Here is a 1618-nt window from a genome sequence, read left to right on the forward strand (position 1 = left end):
GGCCTGCCCTGCCGCGCGACTGGCTGGCCGTGAGCAGGTTCTGTTGTGCCAGCAGCACTTGCGGATAGCCGGCCAGGCCCGCCTTCCATTGCGCCTGGGCGGCATCGAAGCTGCGCTGGGCGGCGTCTTCGGCGCGGGCGGCGGCCTTCAAGGCATCGGCATCGGCAGCCATGGCGTGCAAGGTATCGGCCACGTTCTGGAACGCGCCTAGCACCACGCTGCGGTATTGCGCACTGGCCTGCTCCAAGCCGGCCTCGGCGGCGCGTTGCTGGTGCTGCAGGCTGCCGCCGTGGAAGATGGGCGTGGCCAGGTCCAGGCCCAGGGTCCAGAAGCCGGGGCCGGACGTAAAGAGCTTGGAGATGTCCTGTGCCGAGCTGCCGATGGTGCCGGTGATGTTGAAGGCGGGCAGGCGATTGGCGATGGCCACCCCGACCTGGGCCGAGGCGGCCTGCCATTGCGCCTGGGCGGCACGCACGTCAGGACGCTGCTGCACCAGCGTGGAGGGCAGGCTCAAGGGCAATTCAGATGGCAGCTTCAAAGCCGACAAGGCCAGCGTGGGCGTGCCGCCTTGTCCGGGGAAACGACCGACCAGCACCGCGATCTGGTCGCGTTGCTGCGCCAGTTGCTTGCGCAGGCCCGGCAAGACCGCCTGGGCCTGGGCCAGCAGGCTTTCCTGCGCGGCCACGTCAGCCAGGCCCAGTGCCCCGAGTGCGCGCTGCTGGCGTACCAGTTCAAGCTGCTGCGTGGCCAGTGCCTCGGCCTTTTCGGCAGCCTGCAATTGTTCGCGCAGCGCGGCTTCGTTGACCACCGCCAGCACCACGTTGGACACCAAGGTCAGGTAGGTGGCATTGCGCTGGAAGCGCTGCACCTCGGCCTGGGCCTGACCCGCCTCGATCTGGCGCCGGGTGCCGCCGAAGATGTCGGGGCTGTAGGCGATGTTGAGCTGGGCGGTATGCAGGTTGTAGATGTAGCTGTTGTCGGCCAGCGGACTGGCCAGGGTGTCGGCCACCTTCTGGCGCGTTGGCATGAAGTGCAGGTCGACACTGGGCAAGAGTGAACCACTTTGCGCGGCCGCCGTTTCGCGGGCGGCACGCAGGGCGGCCTGGGCCGCTTGCAGGTCGGCGTTGTGGGCCAGGGCGTCATCGACCAGGCTATCCAGCACCGGCGAGCCGAAGGCCTTCCACCATTGGCCGGCCACATCCTGACCCGTGACGAAGCGCTGGCCGTCGATGGCCTGCGAGGCTTCGATATGTTCGGCGGTATAGGCACTGACCTGGGGCGCCGCCGGTTGCTTGAAATCCGGGCCGACGGCGCAGCCGCCCAGCGGCAGGCCGAAGCTCAGGCCCAGCGCGGTGGCACCGGCCAGGCCGCGCCAGCGCAAGGGGAGGGAGGGAGACAATCTCAGGGACATGATGGGGGCATCCTCAACGGGCGTTGGCATGGTCATGCGGGGCGCTGCCGGCACGCTGGGCCAGCTTCGATTCGATCAGGTAGTACAGCGCTGGCAGCAGCACCAGGGTCAGCACGGTGGCGCTCATGAGCCCACCCACGACCACGGTCGCCAGCGGCCGTTGCACGTCGCTGCCCAGGCCATGGGCGATGGCGGCCGGCACCAGGC

Annotated in this window: 2 protein-coding genes; both read right to left on the minus strand. The window is 68.9% G+C overall.

What is annotated here, in order from left to right; translation table 11 throughout:
* Positions 1–1411 (minus strand): efflux transporter outer membrane subunit (locus I5W_RS05170; protein ID WP_252716908.1); only part of this gene is annotated, 1411 nt, incomplete at its 3' end.
* A 13-nt stretch (positions 1412–1424) separates the two neighbouring features.
* On the minus strand, positions 1425–1618 hold a 194-nt coding region (locus I5W_RS05175), incomplete at its 5' end, for an efflux RND transporter permease subunit (protein ID WP_044528440.1).

It is taken from the genome of Herbaspirillum sp. B65, assembly GCF_000333555.1.
Classification (GTDB): Bacteria; Pseudomonadota; Gammaproteobacteria; order Burkholderiales; family Burkholderiaceae_D; genus Herbaspirillum; species Herbaspirillum rubrisubalbicans.